This window comes from Teredinibacter franksiae, assembly GCF_014218805.1.
GTDB lineage: Bacteria > Pseudomonadota > Gammaproteobacteria > Pseudomonadales > Cellvibrionaceae > Teredinibacter > Teredinibacter franksiae.
Genome location: NZ_JACJUV010000001.1, coordinates 2,549,649 through 2,572,822, shown reverse-complemented (window position 1 = coordinate 2,572,822; position 23,174 = coordinate 2,549,649). Strand labels below are relative to the sequence as shown.

Here is a 23,174-nt window from a genome sequence, read left to right as displayed (position 1 = left end):
GCCCGCTTACTCAACCCTTCCTTGGCATGGGCTATTCTCCTACAGATCTAACGATTAAAGAGAAAGCCCATGAGCCACCATCTTCGCCTTGCCCTTGCTTTAGCCTTGTTGGCCCTGTCATTACCATCCGCTGCGAAAGGTAGGCTAACGATCAACGAGCAGGACTACTTCGAAAAGCCCGGCTTAAATGTCACGGTGTTCAGCGATATTTACCCCGACGGCCATCAAACCGGCGTATCGATTATTCAGCACGGTGTACGCGTGGCCGCAAACGGCGATTTACGTTTGGAAGCCTCGCCTGGTCAGTGGTCACCGGTGCCTAAAGGCATTGAGCAGCAGGTGAATCGCGAAACCCAAACCATCAGCCAAACCTTGGCGTATCCAGACGAAACGAAACATCAAAAAGGCTTTAACCCCATTGAATACCCCGACCTACAGTTTTCTTATCAGGTAAATGTACAAGCGCTTAAGGGCAATAGTTTTAAAGTCACCGTCGATTTGGAAAAACCCTTGCCACAGGCATGGATTGGCAAAGTGGGCTTTAACTTCGAATTATTTCCCGGCCACCTATTTGGCAAAAGCTGGCTATTAGACAACAACAGCGGCCTATTCCCGCAGCAACCCAACGGCCCAATACACCAGCAAAAAGGCGAGTGGATAAACGCACCTATGGCAGTCGGCAAAAAACTGGTGGTCGCACCGGGTGAAGATCGGCAACGCCTCACCATTGAGTCCCGTACAGGCCAGCTTGAACTCCTAGACGGCCGTAGTAACCATAACAACGGCTGGTTTATTGTCCGTAGCTTGGTACCGCAAGGGGCTACAACCAATGCCATTGAATGGGTTATTACACCCAGTACCATTGAAGGTTGGCAATACACGCCCGTTGTACAAGTTTCACAACTGGGTTACGGCGAAAATCAGCCAAAAAAAATAGTGGTTGAGCAGGACAAAAAAGACCTTAAAGCTAGCAAGATTACACTGTACCGCGTGGGCGAAAAGGGCAAAGAAAAAATTGAAAACGTAAAGGTAAAACCCTGGGGAAAGTTCCTTCGCTACAATTATTTCACCTACGATTTCAGCCACATCACCCAACCGGGTCTATATGTGGCGGAGTACCGCAAGCAAAGAACCCATACGTTTAAAATTGGCAACGATGTTTTTTCTCGCCATGCTTGGCAGCCCACACTTGAATATTACTTGCCGGTACAAATGTGTCACATGCATGTAGCCGAAAAATACCGTGTATGGCATGGGCTGTGCCATGAAGACGATGCTTTAATGTCACCGGTTAATACCAACCATTTCGATGGCTATAAATCTGGCGCCTCTACCCTAACCACATTTAAACCGCTGGAACCCGTACCGGGTTTAAATGTAGGCGGTTGGCACGACGCCGGTGACTACGATTTAAGAGTGGAATCCCAAATACGTACTACCTGGCTATTGGCGATGATGGTGGAAGAATTCAAACTCGAATACGATGCGACCACCATAGATCAAAAAAATAAACGTGTAGAAATTCATCAGCCAGACGGTAAAAATGATGTACTGCAACAGGTTGAACATGGATTGTTAACGGTTGTAGGTGGCTATGAAGCGCTGGGTCGTTTGTACCGTGGCATTATAGTGCCCAATGTTCGTCAATATGTTCACTTGGGAGATGCCGCTACACAAACCGACAATAAAACGTACGATCCAAACACTAAAAATGCAGTGGCGGATGACCGATGGGTTTTCACCGAGGAAAATCCAAACCGTGAATTATCCACCGCTGCAGGGCTGGCGGGTGCAGCAAGAGCGTTAAAAAGTTACAACCCGCTGCTTGCTGAAAAAGCACTAACCATTGCACAAGAAATATTCGAAAACGCAAAAGGAAAAGACAATCAAGAGCAAGAACTCTTTGCCCTAGCGGAACTAGCCCTTTCAACCGGCGATAAACGTTATATCAAGGCCATTCTCAGTAAAGAGGCATATATTGTAGAGAACATTGATAAAACCGGTTGGGCCATAGGCCGTTTGTTGAGTCAATTTAATCATCCAGAATTTGAAAAGAAATTGGGTGAAGCCGTACAACGCTATCAAACCACCATCAAGGAACAAGAAAAACAAACACCCTATGGTGTTCCCTATAAACCCCATATTTGGGGTGCGGGCTGGGGCATTCAAAGCTTTGCAGTAAAGCAATATTACTTCAATAAAACCTGGCCACAGCATACCGGTGATGATGTAGTGCTGAATGCACTGAATTTTATATTGGGTGTTCACCCCGGTGAAAATACCCTGTCCTTTGCCTCTGGCGTAGGTGCAAACTCGGCAACGGTAGCCTACGGCGTAAATCGCGCCGATTGGTCTTACATTCCCGGTGGCGTTATCTCAGGTACCGCGCTCATTCGCCCGGATTTACCCGAACTAAAAATCTGGCCTTTTTTCTGGCAGCAAACGGAATATGTGATGGGCGGGGGTGCGACTAACTATATGTTCTTGGTTTTGGCGGCCGATAAAATGGTGAATAAGGGGAAGTAGAGTACCAGAAACCGTATGACGGACATCAGGCGCTAAGGGATGGCTGGGAATACTTTGTTTGAGTGCTCGACGTAGACGACAGTATTTGGTTGTCAGTCGTCGAGTAGTGAGTACATTTGTTCAAACTTGGTTTTTTTAACAGCATAAGCATCACCACCTTCGGCTGCATCAAAAACCAAATAATCACCAGCGGTATACGCTGATTTACCTTCAATGGTTTTAATAAAACCCGAGTCACTGGCGATTTCGGCCCAGACGTCACCTACTTTGGCATATTCGCCAGGGCCAACCTGGCGGTAATACTTTTTAAAATAGTTACCCTCGATGGTATACACATCACCTTCGTTGTTAACCAGCCAGTCGCCCTGTTTACAAGACTGTGCACTACCCCATTTTCGATACCGAAAGTCGACCACATCTAAGTTTATCTGCACAGCCGTTACGCGATTGGGCAAGCGTGCGTATCGTTTTCGATGCGACAAGTGTTATACCTCCTACCGCTTTTGTGGTGGTTACTCTTGTTTTTCCGCTTCAACCAGCTCGAGGTAGGACTTATTTATTTCGGCGGCGTCCTCTGTCCATTCCCGGTGTTCGTTGGCCAGTTGTTCGTGAACGGCTTTTACAAAACTCAGTAAGATAGCCGGGTCATCACCGCGAGTCAGTGCCCGTTGCACACCGGAATACTTTTCAGCAATTTGGCTTAACACATCGGCGGTTGTGCGATAACGGGAGGCGTTGCGCTCGTCTTGGTTAATGGATTCGAGACGGCTAGAAAGTGCCATAAGAGCGACACCAATGGTGCCTAAAGAAGCATAATCCATCAAATCGGCCTCGAAAAAACCAGCTAGGCCTGCCGAACCGGAGAACGCGGCAACAATCACTGCAGCAAAAGCACCAATTTTAACGGTTTTACGCAAGCTTTCGGCGTGCTTAAGGCTTCGGCCCTCGTAGTAGTTTTGTTGCACTTGTAACTGGTACCGGCGAAAAAAGCTACAAAATTCTAGCAGGCATTGTCGAGGTAGTTCCGTCTCTTTTATCAGGCATTGTGCGGCTTCGTTAAAATACGATAAGCGTGCCTGTTCTGCTTTGGCACGGTTCTTCATCCACTGGTCATACAGCTTTAACTGCGAGATCATCTGCGTATTAAAAATCGCCATCCCACTGGCGATAAATATCACAATACCCCCCATCAAACTGAAGTGCCGCATCATATCGCCCATCATGTTTTCGAGCATGGGAATACTGGAGAGAAATGCGGTAGCCGCTGCACTGACAAAAATGGCTATGGAGGCGTACTTTGCGCGCTGTTTAAAGCGCGCTTGATAATCAACGGCTAGTTTGTCGGCAGCTTCGTAGCGCTTAGCCTTCTCAGCAAATAGAGAGTCGGATAAAAACTCGGCTAAATCCGGTGCGGTTTCCGTCAGTTGGGCGGGATACTGCTGGGGGGTAATGGCCCAATCGTCGTTGGCGTATTCACCAATCGCGTTTTCGGCGTTTTTTATATCGGTAGGGTTGCTCATACAGCGTCCTGTTATGTTTGAAAGCTAGCGATAATTTTGCACAGGTCTTCGCCTACGCGCGGTCTGAGTAATAAAGATATTTGGGTATTAGATGACACAATAGTGCTTATGCTGCTAAGCCAACCCTCGAATACTTCGTTTATTCGTTCGTTTCGGGAACGGCAAATCAGTTTTGTTATAGTTGAAATTTTAGCGCTACCAACCACGGCTGTACACCGAGGCAAAATATAGTGGGATGCTTGTTGCATGTGCTCACGGTTATCAAGCCTTCTAGCCTTTCTCACGTAGAGAAACCTTCACCTTTAGCCATTGCTCAAACACCTCGGCATGGTTTTTGGCTGATAAAGGTTTGCACCTGTGACCATCCCTGATGATTGCAGACTAGAAGCCGGAGACTACCAAGATTTGTTTATACTTCTTTCTCGCATGTTAACAAGAATCACTGTCAGTGTAGTAATAATCGAATTCGTTACGTTTCAATGGCAGAATATGTGCCCCACTTTCAGCAACGACAGTCAATTAAGGATACCCCATGCTCGATATCGTTATTCTCGCCGCCGGTAAAGGAACCCGTATGCGTTCAGCCAAGCCTAAGGTTTTGCATACCTTAGCTGGAAAAGCGTTTGTGTCGCATGTGATCGATCGCTCCCATGAATTGGATGCAAATGGCATTAAGGTCATAGTTGGCCATGGTGCGGAATTGGTAGAGCAGCGGTTGGCGGGCCCAGGTATTGAGTTTGTGCAACAAACCGAGCAGCTGGGTACCGGCCATGCGGTGCAGCAGGTATTGCCACTGTTAAATGCCGAGGCTACGGTATTGATTCTGTATGGGGATGTGCCACTGATTAAAACCGAAACCCTGCGGCACCTGTGCAAGAAGGTGAGTGAATCGAGCATGGGCCTGCTTACCATCGAGTTGGAAAACCCTATGGGTTACGGCCGTATTGTGCGTGAAGACGACGCGGTTACCGCAATTGTCGAGCAAAAAGACTGCAGCGAAGAGCAATTACTGATCCGTGAGATCAATACTGGCGTAATGGCTGTTAAGGGAAAGCACTTATTGCAATGGCTGCCGGCGCTTAGCAACAATAACGCCCAGGGTGAGTACTACCTTACCGACTTAATCGCTATGGCGCGCGCGGCCGGTATTACCGTTGAAACCACGCAACCCACCGGTGAGAGCGAGGTTATGGGGGTTAACAACCGCCAGCAGCAAGCTGAGCTGGAGCGTATTTATCAGCGCGAAATTGCCGACCAGCTAATGGTAGAGGGCCTGACAATGATGGACCCTGCGCGTTTTGACTGTCGCGGTAATTTGCAGGTTGGCAGCGATTGTGTGGTGGATGTGAATTGCATCTTTGAAGGTAAAGTCGTTTTAGGTAACAATGTATACATAGGCGCCAATTGTACAATTAAAGACAGTGTCATTGCTGACAACACCGAAATTAAAGCGAATAGTGTATTAGAAGAAGCCGAACTTGAAGCCGATTGCGTTGTAGGCCCCTATGCGCGCTTACGTCCGGGTTCAAAGCTTGCTCAAGGCGCCAAAATTGGTAATTTTGTCGAAACCAAAAAAGTACAAATCGGCAAGGGTAGCAAAGTGAATCACCTCAGTTACGTCGGCGATGCCGAGCTGGGAGAGGGCGTGAATGTAGGCGCTGGTACCATCACCTGTAACTATGATGGCGTGAATAAGCACAAAACGATTATTAGCGATGATGTGTTTGTGGGTTCGAATACCGCTTTGGTTGCGCCCGTTACTATCGCGCAGGGTACAACCATTGCGGCGGGGTCTACAATTACCCACAGCAGCGAAAAAAATCAACTTATAGTGGCTCGCAGTAAACAGCGCCATATAAACGGTTGGCAGCGACCGCAAAAACCGAAAAAATAGACGATTACTTTATAAAAGCGCATGATTGAGCTATTGAGTCTGAAACTAAGAAGTACCCGGTCGGCAAGAGGTTTTAAGGGAAGGCGCCGATTTGGCAACTCAGTCGTAATATAGGAGTGGGTAGGGCAAAGTGAAGCTGAAAGTTCTTAACATCTCAGTGTTTGTTGTGGTTGCCGTCTCGGTATTGGCGGCCCTTACAATGAATTCTTCGGAAAGCCCAAAAGATTGCGAGACTCAGCCTGGCAATATTTTTGTCGACTGTATCGACCCCGCTTGGTATGGCATTTCTTCATGGGAAATGCGTTTTGACGAAGGCAGTCAGGCTACCCACTCTCAAACCCAGGCCAGTGACCTAGTGCAGTGGAGGGTGGTTGATGATGACGAAACTAATCGTGGTCGCGTACTGGATATTCGTTACACCAATAAAGCCGCTAATGGCCGCCTGCGTTTCCATGCCAGAGGTGCAGGGAAGCAGCGAGATCTATCCGAATATGCAAAAGGCAGCATAGAGTTCGATGTGCGTGTTTTGCGTTGGGGGTCGGCCGAAAAAGCGTTGATTGCCCGCGTCAATTGCGGTTTTCCCTGCTCTAGTGGCCCGATACGGGTTGAAATACCACAGGCACGGAAGTGGAAGTCCGTTAGTATTCCAGTAGCCGACCTTATTGCAAGCGGGCTGGACATCAGTCGGGTCGACATCGGCCTAGCCATATCGCCGGCCTGGAACCGCATGCAGGGTATTCATTTTCAGCTCGACAACATACGCTGGGTGAAACCCACGGAATCTTCTGAGTCCTCTTCTGCTTCAGTCCAACCGCTCCGCCCGGGGGAGCAAATTTCCCAGCATTAAGCAAACACGAAATATGCGATAGAGCGTTAAACTCTGCAAAGCCGCCCTTGGCTTGAAGGCGAATTTCGGCTAGTGTTTGCCTTCGCGGGAGAGGGATATGCAAAACGCCGTTCTGGGAATTGATGTTGGCTCAACCACCGTAAAATTGGTTGCCGTTAACGAAACTGATAAACGTATTCTCTGGAGCAATTACCAGCGCCACGAAACCCGCCAAGCGGAAAAAGTGCTGGAAATGCTGCAACAGGTTTCCCGCGACCTACCAAATATTTCCCTAAACAGTACGCGGGTATTTATCACCGGTTCCGGTGCTGCCCCCATTGCTCCCCATATTAATGCCAAATTTATCCAAGAAGTGAATGCTGTCACTATGGCGGTAGAAGCGCTGCACCCAGATGTTGGCAGTGTTATTGAGCTGGGCGGGCAAGACGCCAAGATCATCATGTTTAAAACCCATGAAAAAACCGGCGAGAAGCGGGCGTCTACCTCTATGAACGATAAGTGCGCTTCGGGAACCGGAGCCACTATCGACAAATGTTTTATTAAAGTTGGCATGCCACAGGAGCAGGTGGCAAAGTTAATCTTCAATCCGCAAAAGCTTCACCATGTGGCGGCCAAGTGCGGCGTATTTGCCGAAACCGATATTGTAAACCTGGTAAAAAGCGGCATACCCGCCGACGAAATTTTGTGCTCCCTTGCCGATGCCATAGTGGGCCAAAATCTGTCGGTTTTAACCCGTGGTAATACCCTAAAACCGAAAGTGCTTTTATTGGGTGGCCCCAATACTTATCTGCCGTTTTTGCGTGAGTGCTGGCGCTACCGTATTCCGCAAACGTGGGAAGAGCGAGAGTTCGACTACCCAAAAGATATACCTCTGAACGAGCTTATCTTTGCGCCGGAAAATGCCGAGTACTACGCTGCTTTTGGCGCTGTACTTTTTGGCTTGCACGAAAAAGACCTACAAGCCTGTGGCGACCTTCATCGGTTAACGAATTTTATTCAAAACGGACGCAAAGCCCAATTGGGCACAAATGCTGGCCCCGGCTTGGCAAATGGTGATGCTCAATCGTTTATTGAACAGTACACGCAAACGTCGTTTATTCCTGTAAAAGTTCAGCGAAAATCCATTGAAGGTTATATAGGCTTAGATGGCGGCTCTACCTCAAGTAAGTGTGTGTTGGTAGATGATCAAGGCGAGATTTTGCAGAAAGTCTACCAGCTCTCCAAGGGCAATCCGCTGGAAGATATGAAGCAGATGTTCACCGAGTTGAAAAACTGGGCCGATGATCATAATGCCGTACTGAATATAAAAGGCTTTGGTGTTACCGGCTATGCCGGTGATGTAATGGAAACGGCCTTAAGGGCCGACGCTAATATTGTAGAAACTGTGGCGCATATGAAAAGCGCGCAGCATTATTTTACTGATGTAGACGTCATCTGTGATGTCGGTGGGCAAGATATTAAAGTGCTGTTTATGCACAATAAAACCATCAAGAATTTTCGGCTGTCTAATTCCTGCAGCGCTGGCAATGGTATGTTGCTGCAAGCCATGGCCGATCAGTTTGGTGTACCGGTAACGGAGTATGCCGACAAGGCTTTCAAAGCCGACCTATCGCCAACATTTAGCTATGGCTGCGCTGTGTTTTTAGATTCCGATCGGGTCAACTTTCAAAAAGAAGGCTACAACGGTGAAGAGTTGCTAGCGGGTTTGGCCCTGGTATTACCTAAAAATATCTGGCAATACGTAGTGCAAATTCCGCGTATGGCAGAGCTTGGCCGTATTTTCGTGTTACAGGGCGGAACCCAAAAAAATCTGGCGGCGGTTAAAGCACAAGTAGACTACATTAAAGAACGCGTGCCCGAGGCCGAAGTGCATGTACACCCACATACCGGCGAAGCGGGTGCATTAGGCGCAGCGTTTGAGGCCATACGTGTGGTTAAACGCAATGGAAAATCACAATTTATTGGTTTGCAGCAAGCCATTGACTTGCACTACACCACTAAAAACGACGAAGAAACCCGTTGCGATTTTTGTGCAAATAATTGCTCACGTACTTTTATAGATGCACAGGTACCAGCGGAGAAAAAAGGGGAAACTGAAACGGCGCGGTATATTTCAGGTTTTTCCTGTGAAAAAGGCACAGTAGAAGACCACGAAGCGTTGCGCGCATTAAACAAAGAACGTAGAACGCGGATGCTTGCCTACCCGAACCTTGTGGATTACGAGGCTACCTGGAATTTTAAGCAGCTTTATAAAACCGATGTACTGCCTGTTGAAAATTCTGCTGTTAACGATATTGAAGTGAAGCGCACCTTATTTGGCGGTGTAAAACACAAAAGCATAGCGCGCGGTTTTCAGCGCTCAGCAGAATCGGCACAGGCTATTCGTAAAACCATTCGCATTGGTATGCCCAAGGCGCTGAATATGTGGAGTACAGGCCCCTTCTGGCGCGCATACTTTGAAGCGTTGGGGGTGTCGTCACGCAATATCGTTTTCTCCGATGACACCAGTGAAGAAATGTGGCAAGCCGGAGGTAAATACGGCTCCATAGACCCGTGCTACCCAGCCAAAGTGGCGCAGGCCCATATCCATAACCTGTTGTTTGAGCACCATACTAAAAAACCGCTAAACGTTATTTTCTTCCCGTCTATTACTCATATTCCCACCTTTGTCGACAATGTAATGGATACCGCCTGTTGCCCCATTGTTGCCGGTACGCCAAAGGTTATGGGGGCGGCGTTTACCAAAGAAACTGATTATTTCAGCAGTCGCAATATACGCTACCTCGACCCTTCACTTTCCCTTAGTGAACCGCTGCTACTTAAAAGTTGCATGTTTAAAAGCTTTGCCCAGCTGTTGAAAATAACAGAAGACGAAAATAATTTTGCTGTAGACCAGGCATTCAAAGCACTAGAGTTTTTCGATGAACATATGCAGCAGAAAGGCCGCGAAATGCTGGAGGCCGTGGCACACGATAATCGCATGGCGTTATTGATGATTGGTAGGCCCTATCACAATGATCCGGGTATGAACCATTTGGTTTTAGAAGAATATCAAGCTATGGGTTATCCCATTCTCTCAATTAAATCTATTCCAAAAGACAAAGCATATTTAGCCCCCTACTTTGCCGAAGATATTAAAAAACAGCATGTAGAAAGTGAACTGGAAATAAGCGATATTTGGCCAGAAAATTACAGTGTGAACAGCGTACAAAAAGTGTGGGCAGCTAAGTTTGCGGCTCGCCACCCCAACTTAGCGGTTTTGGATTTGTCCAGCTTTAAGTGCGGTCACGATGCGCCCACGTACGGACTAATCGACCGCGTTATTGGGGCAACCCATACGCCCTATTCTGCGCTTCACGATATAGATGCTAACAGGCCCGCTGGCTCGATAAAAATCAGAGTAAAAACCTACGGTTATACCCTTAGGCTCGCGGAAGAACGGCTGGAAGATATAGCGAATAAAAATCGCCAGCTAGCCATTGCCATTGTCGAAAAACGGCTGCAATTACTGGAGGACGCCCCCCAGCATATTAAGTTAGAGGGCCATTTTATGGCTGAAAAGCAAAAATGGCAGCAAAAACAGCGCGAGTTGTTAGCGCGAAAATTCGAACCAATGCCGTTGGTACAAACCATACAGCCCAATTTGATTAGTGCAGTAGAGATAGACTAATGCAGAATTCAGCGGAAGATTATTTAAAGCAGGTTGAAACGCAAGTAGAAGAATTTGCGCAACACGAAACAGATCGTTTAGGCATATCGCCCGAAAATACCGAACATTGGTACGACGCTGTACCCAACCACTTTACCGCGGAGCAGCGTGCGCATACCACCATTCTGCACGCGGGCCTAACGATGTCTCACGACCTGTTTATTCAATCGGCATTTCGTGGGTTGGGTTATAAAGTAGACGCTATGGATATGCCCGACACAGAGGCATTGCAATACGGCCGAGAGTTTGGCAACCGTGGTCAATGTAACCCAACCTACTTTACGGTAGGCAACCTGGTTAAAAAACTAATCCAATTACGCGAGAGCGGTTTAAGTAAAAAGCACATTATCGAAAACTATTTGTTTGCAACGGCAGGCTCCTGTGGCCCCTGTCGTTTTGGAACCTATGTGACGGAGTACCGAAAAGCGTTACGTGATGCTGGGTTTGAAGGGTTTCGAGTGATTTTGTTCCAGCAGTCTGGCGGGTTTAAGCAGGCAACTGGGGAGGAGATGGGCTTAAAAATTAACGCCAATTTCTTTATTACCTGCTGTAAAGCTATTTTATTGGGCGATGCACTTAACGCTTTGAGCTACCGTATTCGCCCCTATGAAATCAATAAAGGTGAAACCGACAAGGTATTGGCCGAAGCCAAACAAAAGATAGCCCAATGTTTTGAAACCCGAAAGGGCTTGCTAAAAACCTTGTGGCAAACGCGGAAGCGATTAGCACAAATAAAAGTCGACCGCAGCCAAGTTAAGCCACGTGTTGCCATTATTGGTGAGTTCTGGGCGATGACCACCGAAGGTGATGGCAACTACAAAATGCATCGTTTTTTAGAAAAAGAAGGTGCCGAAGTAGACATTCAGTTGGTAACCAACTGGGGTTTATACCTGGTATGGGGCGCGCGTTACGACACGCTGCAGAGAGCAAAACTAAAAGGCACCGATGCGCGGCTTAGCGAAACGAATAGCAAAGGCAGTAAATTTGCACTAGAAGGCATTAGTGTACGCAAAAAGCTCTTCCAGCTAAAAGTGGCGGAAGGGTTTCTTCGGGGCCTGTTTGGTTTTTACGCAAAAATATTAGGCTTGAAGGATTACCACTTGCCAGACATGGACCATATTGCCGAAATCAGCCACCGTTTTTATGACAATAACCTGCGTGGTGGTGAGGGCCATATGGAAGTGGGCAAGCTTATTCACAATGTTGTCGACCAAAAAGTGAATATGACGCTGAGCATTAAACCCTTCGGTTGCATGCCCTCCAGCGGAGTGTCCGACGGTGTACAGTCGCTTATTACAGAGCTTTACCCGGCGGCGATTTTCTTGCCTATCGAAACCAATGGCGATGGTGCTGTGAACGTATACAGCCGTGTGCAGATGCAGCTGTTTAAAGCCAAGCAAACCGCTGAAAAAGAAGTGGCTGCTTTTTTAGAGCAACACCAGTTAGAGCCAGAAAAATTCAAACAGACGGCCGCCGAAGTACCAGCATTCGCCAGTGCACTTTACCGCAGTCATCATCATGGGGCCTGTACAACCCTAGATTTGGCCGAAGATGTATATCATCGCCAACAGCGCTGGCATACCCGTCTGCTGCGCAATGCCAAGCGCTGGCTCAATAACGCCAAAGCCCTGCACAAACAGCAGACACTTCTCGCCGTAGAGCGCGCGGCTAAGCGTTTTAAAGAGAGCAAAAATGAAGGATTCGGTGAAATAGCGGTGCGAATAATGGAGTGATACCTGCCGCTCCGCTCTGGGGGTTTATTGCACACAGGTACAAGAGCTCTCGGTAAGTTGGCTGGAGTGTAATTAAGCCAATAAAATATCTGAAAAATGCAGCTAAAAGTATCGATCTACCCCAAAATCAAACCCTTGCAAGGCGAAGCCCGCTCCAAAATCCAACAGCGCAGCGCTCTCGAAGGCCGTAGGCCGCCCCGCTGGCGAAGCCAGCATTCATCACTTACATGTAATACCCTCAGCCCATTACATGTAAGTATGTTTACATCTCACATGTAATACCCTATAGTGAATCACATGAAAGCAAAGTCATCCGCACACTACCAACGGGAATACCGCCAGCGCCTCAGGGATATGGGGTTGGTGAAAAAGGAAGTCTGGATTCTCGCGGAGAATGCCAAGCAGCTTTCGGCTGTTGAAAAAATGCTTAGGCAGATAACCCCAAAACCGATTATGGAAACAGGAGACGAACCTATGACGACACCCCTAAAAAGTTGGACTACCGAAGGGTTGTATCAGGCGCTCAAGCAAGAGGAGTTGTTCACCGGCAAAAATGCCGGAATAGAGCTAATCGATGGTGCTGAGCAAGCACTGCATATGGTGATGTACGAATACGGGGATCTACCCTTATTTCTGACCGTAGCGGGCGAGCAAATTATTGTTGAGGCGGTACTTTGGTCTACAGAAGAAGTGGAGAATACAGCAAAATTTAATCAAACGGTTTTGCGTACACACAAGTATTTCCCGCTATCGACCATTAGCTTGGATACCCTGCCCGATGGTAAAGATTACTACCAGATGTTTGGTGCTCTGAGTGCAACATCCATTCTGCCGAACATAATTTTCGAAATTGAAACTTTGGCTGCCAATGTTATTCATGCAACCGAAGCCTACAGTAACCTGTTAACCACCTCTGCTGAGCTGCAGGGGTAAAGGAGAGCATCATGAATATCTGGGCAAAAATGATGACCGCCCTGCGTGGTGGTATTAATGAAGCGGGTGAAGCGGTTGTGGATAGCCAAGCCCTGCGCATACTGGACCAGGAAATCCGCGATGCAACCGAAGAGCTTAAACAGTCGAGGGATGGCTTAACGGCCATTATTGCCCGACAGAAGCTAGGCGAAGAAAAATGCGCACAGCTACAAAAGAGTATTGAAGAATACGAAGGCTACGCGGTTAAAGCCCTGGAAAAAGACGACCAAACACTGGCAATGGAAATTGCAGAGAAAATTGCAGGTTTCGAAAACCAGTTTAAGTCAGAAAAGCAAGCCGCCGACGGTTTTGCCGCTAGCGCGAATGATCTTCGCCGTGCTATTAACACGGCCGAGCAAAACATTAAGCGCTTAAAGCAGCAAATTGATACAGTAAAGGCAACGGCAAGCGTGCAACGAGCCCAGGCTACCGTAGCGGAGCGACATAGCGGATCAAATTCTAAATTGCGAACGGCGATGGATTCGCTGGAACGCATAAAGGAAAAGCAGGCGCTTAAGTCAGCACAAATAAAAGCGGCTGCGGAAATAAGTGAAGAAACACAAGCAGACTCTTTGCACGACAAGCTGGAAAAAGCCGGTATTGCGCCTAGCGCAACGGGTGCGGCGGACGTACTGGCTAGATTGAAAAAGAAACAGTCGTAAAGAGCGAAGGAAACGAATAGCTATTGGAGTTCGAAGGCATGGATGCAGGGCAGGAAGCCCAAGCCAGTACGAAAAGGAGTGAAATACAGGGAGCAATTATTCGCCATGGATGGCCTATTTCTATTACACACCAATTAAATTATCGATGTTATACATGCGCTCTCGCGTCGCAGGCATCCAATTATGTAACTCCCGCACAGGTGAGAGCCGGGTGGCTACGGACCTCGGGGTAGAAAAAAGTGGAACCCTGCGTGCGCGCAAGCACTTTCTGTCGGATAATCGCTTAATAAGTTGGCAGAAAATAAAAAGAACATACAAGTGCGACATTGTTATTCGCGCGCACAATAAGTACTAGGGAGGATTGCATGTTTGCCATATTTCTTACCGAAGCGATGGATCCGTTTTACGAGATCTGTAGCTCCTTCCCTACGATTATATTCACGATATTACTCATCTTTTGTGTGTTCTACTGGGTGCTAGCCGTATTGGGTTTGGTGGACATCGAAATTTTAGACTTTGATGTGCCAGACAGCCTTGATACCAGTGGCCTCACAGATGACTTGAGCAATTTAAATGTGATGTCTGGGCTTTTGTTAAGGCTTGGTCTAAACGGTGTCCCCTTCACTATCGTCATAACAGCCTTAGCGCTAATTGGCTGGATGTTAAGTTTTACCGTAGTTTATTTCACCAACCCATTTATTCCTGGCACGCTTCTAGAATTTTTGGTGGGTATTCCTATTTTCATTGGCACGCTTTATGTTTCGGCTATGGTTACGGCAGCCATAATAAAGCCTTTAAGGCCCATATTTCAGTCCGCGAACCAAGAAGTTCAAAAAACCATTCTTGGTCAGGTAGCGGTAGTTCGAACCGGGCGTGTAGACAAAAATTTTGGGGAAGCCAAAGTAGAAGATGGTGGCGCAGGGTTAATTGTAAAAGTGCGCTCGTACAAAGACGAAGAATTTCAGCGTGGCGACAAAGTTGTGTTGCTAGAGCACGTCACTGCAGAAAATGTTTACAAAGTAATTTCTGAAAATGATTTTACTGGCTAATACTATTTTAATGAAATAAGGAGATTTATCATGCCTGACCATTTACCGCTTTTCACCATGATTGTCATGGGCGTTGGCATATTTTTTGTATTTATTCTGGGCATAATGGCCTTATTTAAGGCTTTCTACATAAAAGTAGAGCAAGGTGTAGCGTTAATTAAGAATGACTTGGGTGTTAAGCCCAAAGTCTTTTTCACCGGTGCATGGATACTGCCGGTAATTCACAAAAAAGAACTCATGCGCATCTCGCTAATCACTATGGAAGTCGATAGGCGAGGCAAAGAAGGTCTTATTTGTGCCGATAATATGCGTGCCGATATCACCGTCGCCTTTTATCTGCGGGTGAATGAAACGCCTGAAGATGTACTAAAAGTTGCCAAGTCGCTGGGTGCTGATCGTGCATCCGACAAAAATGCGGTACATGAACTCTTTAATGCGAAATTCTCTGAAGCCTTAAAAACCGTTGGTAAACAAATCGATTTCGTAAAACTATTCGAAAACCGCCAGCAGTTTCGCGACAAAATTATCGAAGTTATCGGCGATGACCTTAATGGTTATGCTTTGGAAGATGTCGCTATCGACTACCTTGAGCAAACCCCCAAATCTTCGCTCGATCCCGCCAATATTTTGGATGCCGAGGGTATTCGTAAAATTACGGAGCTTACCGCAACTCAGAACGTCCAAACCAATATATTTGAGCGCGATGAAGAGCTGGCCATTAAAAAGAAGAACGTTTCCACCGTAGAGGCCATGCTGGAGTTAGAGCGTCAGCAGTCAGACGCCGAGGCCAGACAGCAGCGTGAAATTCTCACTATTCAGGCGAGAGAAGAGGCCGAAACCAAACGCATTCAGGAAGAAGAGCGTAAGAAGGCCGATATGGCGACCTTATTGGTTGACCAGGATTTGAAAGTACAGGAAGAAAATCAGCAGCGCGAAATTGAAGTAGCCGAGCAAAACCGTCAGCGCGCAGTGGTCATTGAAATTGAAAAAGTAACACGCGCAAAAGACCTAGAAATTGTTTCCCGTGAGCGCGAGGTGGAATTACAGCGTATCGAAGCAGAAAAAGCCATCGAAGTTGAAAAGAAAGAAATTGCTAATGTTATTCGCGAGCGTGTAGTGGTAGACAAAACCGTTGCCATTGAAGAAGAAAAAATTAAAGAAGTCCGTGAAGTTTCGGAAGCAGACCGTGTAAAGCAAGTATTGGTTTTGGCGGCAGAGGCAAAAGCAGAAGAAGAAAAGGTTAAAACCGTTAAAGACGCAGAAGCCGATGAGCTGGCGGCTAAGCATAAAGCCCTTGAAATTACCGTTCTTGCGCAGGCCGATCTTGAAGCAGCGGCAAAAACAGCCGACGCCAAAAAGAAACTGGCAGAAGGCACACAGGCAGAAGAAGCCGCTAGTGGCTTAGCCGAAGCCAAAGTGCAGGAAGCCAAAGCCGATGCACTTGAAAAAGAAGGCCTAGCAGAAGCCCGTGTGATTGGTTCTAAAGGTGAAGCCGAAGCGAAAGCGGTGCGTGAAACCGGTATTGCTAAAGCCGAAGTTACCCGCGAACAGTTCAAGGCAGAAGCGGAAGGTCTTGTGGACAAATTCGAAGCCATGGGCAGCATGAGCGAGAAAGCGCGTGATCACGAAGAATTCCGTATGACTCTGGAAACCGCGTTTAACGAAGCGCTTGCCTCCATTGATGCCGGTAAGGAAATTGCCAAAGAAAATGCGCAAGTACTGGCAACAGCATTGCAAAAAGCGAAGATCGATATTGTTGGTGGTGAAGAGCATTTCTTCGATAACTTTGCCAAATCACTTTCTATCGGTAAAGCCGTAGATGGCCTAGCTGAAAAGAGTGGCACTATCTCTGCCCTGCTGGAAAAAGTAATGACCATGTCGGCTGGCGCCCAAGCCGCGAGCAGTAAAGACCTCACACCACAGGATTAGTGTGTGAAAAAGGAACTTCCATGAGTGACAAACTACTGAAAAATAAAGAGGTGGGTATTACAACACTTATCGGCGCCGGTCTCGGTGCCGCGCAGGGCGCGAAAACCAATAAGCTCGTGCCCAATGCACTGCTGGGTGCTGGAATCGGTGCGCTGGTAGGTGTTTTTGGAACCCAGCTTTTCTCGACAAAAGAAAAGCAGCCTGAAGAGAGTGAAGCAGAACAGAAATAGGGATTAGCCATGGCGAATGATCGTCAGATAACGGATACCAGTGAAGCGTTGGTCGACAAAGCGGTTGCCGAGGGTGGCGCTTATGAAGTTATTAAAAAGCGCCTGTTAGAGCAGGGCAAAAAGCTAGAGACGTCGGCAAGAGAGCTGAACAAAGAGCGCTTAAGTGAGTTCGGCAGTTCGGAAATGGCGGTTGCCGCGCGTGTAAGGGTTAGAACTGAAAATAACTGTATTGCACGCGACATTGTACAGGTCGGCAAATATTTGCTTTTCGGTTACAACGTTTATATTGGCTTAAAAAAAGAAACCCATATCGACGATGTGTTTGCGCTCTTTACTCTTTCGGGTGAAGCGGGTAATACCGAGCTAACGCAGGTGCCTTTGGCTGGATTGTTTCTGACAGACCAGCGCTTTGTACAGGATTTCGGCGAGCTCTATCGCTACTACAAGAGCACCAAACTGGTTGAGCTTACCGTGAAAAGCGGCAAGCTGCTGATGGGCTTTCAAATTGGCGAAAAACTGGAAGATCGCCGCGTATTTCGTTGGGCGATATCGGCCGATGGCGCAAAGGTGGAGTATATCGACAATCGCGGAGAGCGCGATATCGAATTGCCACCGGCCTATGATTTTGAATGGACTGAGTGTACCCGCGAAGACACCGTACATGGCCGACACCCACACGTTAATATTCTCGACCGAGTATTTGTGGAAACCGTTGGTGGAGACCTTACGATTAAGGTCGAAAATAACACTGAAGATGGCCAGGGCGTATACCGTGAAGCCGTTGAGGATAAAACCCAGTCTATTGATGATGCCGAATACGGCTATGCCCAGCTTGGCGACTTAATTCTCATCAAGATTTTGCCTTATCGTGAAGACCTTTGGCGTTATTTTATTTTTAACACCGCTACCAATTCCGTGGAGCGCATAGATGCTATTGGCCATTCCTGCGTGCAATTGCCGGAAGATCACGGTGTAGTTTTCCCCGGCGGTTATTACCTACAAAGTGGCGAAAGCAAAACCTTCGATGAACAAACGCCAGGTCTACGCTTTAAGCGCTCCATTCGGTCGCCTAACGGCGAAGATGTTTTGTTTGTTTTTTATGAACCTATCGAGGGCGTTGTGGGCTTAATGGCCTACAACATGATCGAGAAAAAATTGGCGAACCCCATATTGGGTCATGGCTATGCACTTTCGGAAGCGGGTCAGCTGGTTATATTCTCAGCCGAGTCTGAACCCACGCGTATTCACCCTATGCAAGTGTGGCATACGCCCTACGTAAGCGATGAATTCGCCAGCAAAGCGCCAGCGAGCCAAACGGTACTTGGGCGTATTGGTAATGCCCCGTTGGTCCGCGGTATTTCGGATTTACTGAGTGTGTGTAAAACGGTTAGCAACCAATCGGTTTCCGTGCGCCTGTACGAAGAACTCAGTCGCGCGTCGCTGAAAGTATTCGACAACCACTATTGGTTGGCTGAAGGTGGCATTACCGGCCAGGTAGATATTGCCAAAACATTACGCGATATTGCAGAAACCGCCGAGTTAGCGGTAGACGAATTCGCCAAAGTAGAAAGCATTCGCCATCAGTCGCACCAAGCCCTAGCAGAAGCGAATACCAAGCATAAAAAATTGGTTGAAAGCATTGGTTCTTCGTCGTGGGACACCGCAGAGGAATATGTTGGCGCGCTAGACGAGCTGCGACAGCACACGGGTCACTTGGCCACCATAAAATCGTACCGTTATATCGATACTGCTGCCATTGCAAAAATGGAACTACAGGTAAGCGAAGTACAGGGCCAGTTAAGTAAGCGTACCGTTGAATTTTTGGGTAACGAGGAAGCGCTTCAGCCCTACTACACCAAGATCGAAAACATAAATGCCAACATTGAATCGGTTAAAACCATTGCCGAATTGAAACCGATTATTGAAGTGGTGGAGAAAACCGCCGCAGGCCTAGATCTACTGTCTGAACTACTGGCAACGCTTAAAGTAGACGACGCGACTTTGCGCACACGTATTATCGATGCAATATCGGAAGTGTATGCCAAACTCAATCAAAGCAAAGCCGATGCCCGCCATAAACAGAAAAGCCTAGGTTCCGCCGAGGCCATTGCTGAATTCGCAGCGCAATTCAAGCTATTTACACAAAGTATTACCAACGCTTTGGGCTTGGCTAATAGCCCCGAAAATTGTGATGAACAAATGTCCCGCCTATTGGTACAGCTCGAAGAGCTCGAAAGCCAATTCAGTGAATACGATCAGTTTCTCTCGGATATTATGGGTAAGCGAGAAGAAATATATGAGACGTTTGAATCCCATAAGCAGCAACTACTCGACGAGCGTGAACGCCGTTCTCAGTCAATTGCGGATGCCGCTAGTCGTATACTGAACAGTATCGAAAAGCGCTCTACCAAGTTTTCCGAAGCCGACAAGCTGAATACCTACTTTGCCTCCGACCCGTTGGTATTGAAAATACGTGAATTTGTACAGCAGCTTCGGGATTTGAATGCGCCGGTAAAAGCCGATGACATTGAATCCAAATTTAAAGCCGCTAAGGAACAGGCGCAGCGTGTTCTAAGGGACAAAACCGACATCTACGAAGGCGGCGGTAGTGTTATCAAGCTAGGGCCACGTCACAAGTTCAGCGTGAATACACAGGAGCTGGATTTAACCATCATTCCACGTGGCGACGACCTAAATATTCACCTTACCGGAACTGACTATTTTGAACCTTTACAAAATGAGTCACTTTTGGAGCTTAAGGCCTACTGGCAAGTAACGCTGCCTTCAGAAAGCGCGGAGGTGTGCCGCGCGGAATATTTAGCGGCCGGTATTTTATACAGTGCCGAGCGAGAGCTAGACGAACTATCTCAGCCGAAATTGTACGAAGCACTGTTGGATGAAAAAAACCTGCTGGCACTCGTAAGAAATTTTGCTACACCGCGCTATAAAGAAGGCTACGAAAAAGGCATTCACGACCAGGACGCGGTAAAGCTCTTGCAACAATTAGTGCCGGCAATGCAGGCAGCGGATTTATTGGTATTCGACCCAATGTGCCGTGGCCTAGCGCAGGTGTTCTGGGCCAATATTTCGCGAATATCCGAACAGCTAAAAACCAAACGACTTACCTATGAAACCTGGGTAGAGCGAGCCCAATCTGCGGCTAGAATGCGCGATCAATTTGCCAGCCGTGACGCCCATGAGCTGCTAGCGGCCGAAATTCGCAACGCCATGGCCGAGTTTCTCATTCAGCACCCCATTGCCTGCAGTGATTTAGATATGCACCGTGCGTCTGATTATTTAGTGAGCGAGCTGGGGCGGGACCGTATTGAATTTATTGGTAGCAAATACGCAAAAGGTCTAGCGGAAGAACTTAAACGCACATTAGATGATGACAGTTGGCGACGTTTCCAAATTGCGCTGGAAAAAATGATGGGTTGGCCAGCAGAGCGATGGAACCTTTCCTGTGCCTGGCTAACCGCATTAGTGCGTGATAAAAATCTCGACCACCTAGTGCGTTATGTGCCCGAAGCCGCAGCGCTTATTAATGCCGACGAGCGCATCGACCGACGCTTCACCGAAGTGGACCTAGAGCTTAGTATTGACGGCCTAATGGGCGAGCATACGCGCATCCAGAACCGCACATTATCCTTAGCTATCGACGATTTCTTTATGCGTTTGGACCACCACCGTACGGTATTCGTAAAGGGCTATGAGCGCTATCAACAAACGCGACAATCGGTCATTAAGCAGGAGCGAGAAGTACTGCGCTTGGAGGAGTTTAAGGCACGTCCGCTCAGTTCTTTTGTGCGCAACCGTTTAATCAACGAAGCATACTTACCCATTATTGGCGACAACCTCGCTAAACAAATGGGCACGGTAGGAGAGTCTAAGCGCACCGATTTAATGGGGTTGTTGATGATGATCTCCCCACCCGGCTACGGTAAAACCACACTAATGGAGTACGTGGCGAGCCGGTTGGGTTTGATCTTTATGAAAATTAATTGCCCTTCCCTCGGCCACGATGTGCTTTCGTTAGACCCAGAGCAAGCCCCCAATGCCACCGCGCGTCAGGAATTAGTGAAGTTGAATTTGGGGTTAGAGATGGGCAACAACGTCATGTTGTACCTCGACGATATTCAGCATACGCACCCGGAGTTTTTACAGAAATTTATATCTCTGTGTGACGGTACTCGCAGAGTTGACGGTATCTGGAAGGGCAAAACGAAAACCTACGATATGCGTGGCAAGAAATTTTGCGTGGTAATGGCGGGCAACCCTTATACGGAATCCGGCGAGTTATTTAAAATACCCGATATGCTGGCCAACCGTGCAGATATTTATAACCTAGGTGATGTTTTGGGCGGAATGGACGAGCAATTTGCGCTTAGTTATATTGAAAACAGCCTTACCTCGAACCCTGTGCTAGCACCATTGGCAACCCGTGATATTCAGGATGTTTACCTGCTCATCGATTTGGCTATGGGTAAAGACGTGGCCACCACCGATCTAAAGCACCAGTACAGCGGTGCCGAGATTAACGAGATCGTTGACGTATTGCGCAAACTATTTGAAATTCGTGATGTTGTACTCAAAATAAATCAGCAATACATTTTATCGGCTGCTCAGGCCGACAAATACAGAACCGAGCCGTCGTTCAAGTTGCAGGGCAGTTACCGCAACATGAATAAAATGGGAGAAAAAATATCGTCTGTGATGAATGAAGCAGAACTGATGCAACTGATACAAGATCACTATCTTGGCGAGGCACAGCTGCTAACGGCGGGAGCAGAAGAAAACCTGCTTAAACTGGCTGAGCTACGTGGCAATATGACCGCTGAGCAGGAAGAACGTTGGACACAAATACAAGCCGACTTCCTTCGCAATAAAGCCATGGGGGGCGATGACACCGATACCGGTAGTAAAGTAGTGGCCCAGCTGGCAGATCTAGTGGTGGGAGTGAAAGGCCTTGCACAAAGCGCCGAGGCTGGTTTGTCTAAGCAAAAAAATGAAAACAAAGCGAGTGAAAACGCCGAAAGTAGAACCGAGCAATCTATAAGCACATTGCATAAATCATTGGAGAGCTTTGCTAAAGGCCTCAATAATTTGGCTAAAGCAACGCTGAAATCAGAGCCACCAAGAGTTGAAGTAGTTAATCAGCCAGTGCCGGGTATTGATCAATTGTTGAAAGTTCTGGCGGATACCATTGAAAATAGTATTTTCCCCTTGGTTCGCAGTATGGACAAAAAGCTAGAAATTGATTTGCGTACTCACGACAAAATGAGTGAAGTTTCTGCCCAGCTGAGAGAGCTTGAAATACAAGCAAAAAACAAAAAGATATAAAATGAAAAATGTGTTAATCGGCTGCCAATTACTTTTTTCCTTTCTTTTTGCAGTCGCACTGATATCAAGTTTTTTTACTGTTGATGATATTGCGAATAAATCGAGAAAAGTAATTACCAATAAGGTAGTAAAGGAAATTGATTCGAAGGTTAATCTGGCTGAAGAAGTTCTCGCTACGAAAGCGGCAAAAACTTATCTAGAGACTTATCAAATAGAAGCAATTAGCGAAGAGATCGTAGAGTTTAGGAGAAACCCTCATAGGTACGTGGAGGCGGTTACTCTTTCTTCGTCGGAAACTTCGCTAATCCCAGTGGAAATGAGAAGTGATAATCCTCTAAAAAACAGGTTGATGGGGAGGATATTTTTATGGAAAACGTCTATTAAAGAACATTTTGAAAACACTTTTAGTGGGCTAGTCAAGGATATACATATTTTTCTATTTACTAATATGATGGGCCTAGCGATTGCGGCCGTGATTGGTATTAAATCTACTTCGCTCGGTAAATCGGCCAATACTGTTAGCCTCATACTTACATTTACGATTTTGATTTCAGCACTGGGTTATATGGACAAAAATTGGTTTTACACGATATTGCTCAATAACTACGCTGGGTATAGTTATCCACTGGGTATTTTCGTTACCACACTTTGGCTCTGCTACGAATACTATAAAGATCGAGATCGAATTGCCGATTAATAGGCCAGGCTGTCGCTATTAGCGTTTAAAACTTTCAGCAGAGGTTCTAGTAATCATGTGTGGTGC

General features: G+C 47.2%; 14 protein-coding genes. 12 read left to right on the top strand and 2 right to left on the bottom strand.

Features of this window, described 5'->3' with window-relative positions:
• Nucleotides 1–69: 69 nt before the first annotated feature.
• Nucleotides 70–2,526, top strand: a complete 2,457-nt coding sequence (locus tag H5336_RS10670; RefSeq protein ID WP_185234018.1) for a glycoside hydrolase family 9 protein — start codon at nucleotides 70–72, stop codon at nucleotides 2,524–2,526.
• A gap of 92 nt (nucleotides 2,527–2,618) precedes the next feature.
• Here the strand turns inward: H5336_RS10670 and H5336_RS10665 are convergent, their stop codons facing one another.
• The gene (locus H5336_RS10665) at nucleotides 2,619–3,008 is read right to left on the bottom strand and encodes a hypothetical protein (RefSeq protein ID WP_185234016.1); all 390 of its coding nucleotides are present in this window, start codon (nucleotides 3,006–3,008) and stop codon (nucleotides 2,619–2,621) included.
• A 30-nt stretch (nucleotides 3,009–3,038) separates the two neighbouring features.
• Nucleotides 3,039–4,046, bottom strand: coding sequence for a DUF4231 domain-containing protein (locus H5336_RS10660; RefSeq protein ID WP_185234014.1), 1,008 nt, complete (start codon nucleotides 4,044–4,046; stop codon nucleotides 3,039–3,041).
• 532 nt (nucleotides 4,047–4,578) lie between these two features.
• On the opposite strand from H5336_RS10660, the gene glmU reads away from it, so the two are divergent.
• The 11 genes from glmU (at nucleotide 4,579) to H5336_RS10605 (ending at nucleotide 23,108) form a co-directional block, all read left to right on the top strand.
• Nucleotides 4,579–5,940, top strand: coding sequence for a bifunctional UDP-N-acetylglucosamine diphosphorylase/glucosamine-1-phosphate N-acetyltransferase GlmU (gene glmU / locus H5336_RS10655; protein WP_185234012.1), 1,362 nt, complete (start codon nucleotides 4,579–4,581; stop codon nucleotides 5,938–5,940).
• Nucleotides 5,941–6,070: 130 nt separating this feature from the next.
• Entirely contained in the window at nucleotides 6,071–6,787 is a 717-nt protein-coding gene (locus H5336_RS10650) for a putative glycoside hydrolase (protein WP_185234010.1), read from the top strand.
• A 97-nt stretch (nucleotides 6,788–6,884) separates the two neighbouring features.
• Nucleotides 6,885–10,457 carry a BadF/BadG/BcrA/BcrD ATPase family protein gene (locus H5336_RS10645; RefSeq protein ID WP_185234008.1) on the top strand — a complete coding sequence of 1,191 codons (3,573 nt, stop codon included), beginning with the start codon at nucleotides 6,885–6,887 and terminating at the stop codon, nucleotides 10,455–10,457.
• On the top strand, nucleotides 10,457–12,229 hold the full coding sequence (locus H5336_RS10640; protein WP_185234006.1) for a 2-hydroxyglutaryl-CoA dehydratase: 1,773 nt from the start codon (nucleotides 10,457–10,459) through the stop codon (nucleotides 12,227–12,229). The genes H5336_RS10645 and H5336_RS10640 overlap by 1 nt, the downstream gene beginning before the upstream one ends.
• A gap of 297 nt (nucleotides 12,230–12,526) precedes the next feature.
• On the top strand, nucleotides 12,527–13,162 hold the full coding sequence (gene bacA, locus H5336_RS10635) for a biofilm formation regulator BacA (RefSeq protein ID WP_185234004.1): 636 nt from the start codon (nucleotides 12,527–12,529) through the stop codon (nucleotides 13,160–13,162).
• Nucleotides 13,163–13,173: 11 nt separating this feature from the next.
• The gene (locus H5336_RS10630; RefSeq protein ID WP_185234002.1) at nucleotides 13,174–13,863 is read left to right on the top strand and encodes a PspA/IM30 family protein; all 690 of its coding nucleotides are present in this window, start codon (nucleotides 13,174–13,176) and stop codon (nucleotides 13,861–13,863) included.
• 365 nt (nucleotides 13,864–14,228) lie between these two features.
• Nucleotides 14,229–14,912 (top strand): OB-fold-containig protein, encoded by a 684-nt coding sequence (locus H5336_RS10625; RefSeq protein WP_185234000.1) that lies wholly within the window; start codon nucleotides 14,229–14,231, stop codon nucleotides 14,910–14,912.
• A gap of 30 nt (nucleotides 14,913–14,942) precedes the next feature.
• The gene (locus H5336_RS10620; RefSeq protein ID WP_185233998.1) at nucleotides 14,943–16,841 is read left to right on the top strand and encodes a flotillin family protein; all 1,899 of its coding nucleotides are present in this window, start codon (nucleotides 14,943–14,945) and stop codon (nucleotides 16,839–16,841) included.
• Nucleotides 16,842–16,861: 20 nt separating this feature from the next.
• A complete protein-coding gene (locus H5336_RS10615; RefSeq protein ID WP_185233996.1) occupies nucleotides 16,862–17,071 on the top strand; it encodes a glycine zipper domain-containing protein in 210 nt (69 codons plus the stop codon).
• Nucleotides 17,072–17,080: 9 nt separating this feature from the next.
• The gene (locus tag H5336_RS10610; RefSeq protein ID WP_185233994.1) at nucleotides 17,081–22,411 is read left to right on the top strand and encodes a DNA repair ATPase; all 5,331 of its coding nucleotides are present in this window, start codon (nucleotides 17,081–17,083) and stop codon (nucleotides 22,409–22,411) included.
• A gap of 1 nt (nucleotide 22,412) precedes the next feature.
• On the top strand, nucleotides 22,413–23,108 hold the full coding sequence (locus H5336_RS10605) for a hypothetical protein (RefSeq protein ID WP_185233992.1): 696 nt from the start codon (nucleotides 22,413–22,415) through the stop codon (nucleotides 23,106–23,108).
• The last annotated feature ends 66 nt before the right edge of the window (nucleotides 23,109–23,174 follow it).